Annotated in this window: 1 pseudogene; it reads left to right on the forward strand. The window is 41.0% G+C overall.

The annotated features are described in order from the left end of the window. Positions 1–25: 25 nt before the first annotated feature. A pseudogene (locus tag ACSLUK_RS20045) lies at positions 26–317 on the forward strand (IS4 family transposase); the annotation flags it as partial.

Below are 317 nucleotides of genomic sequence, written 5' to 3' on the forward strand. Positions count from 1 at the left end.
GGAAATAGAGCTTGGATATCGAGAAATGAAACAATCGTTATTGAACAGTGAATACACATTAAGAAGTAAGCGGCCAGATATGATAGAACAAGAGTTATGGGGACTTTTACTCTGCTATAACCTTATCCGGCAAGGGATGACAGCTGCAGCGAGTAGATTAGATAACGTTTGGCCTAACCAGTTAAGCTTTACGAGCTGTTCAATGGCAATAACACAGTTCTTCGCAACACTGCCGTTAACAAGTCCTGGGAATATTCCTAAGCATTATGAGGCTCTATTAACTCAGATGTCCTATTTTAAATTACCCGACCGACGAG

This window comes from Thalassotalea fusca, from assembly GCF_053485835.1.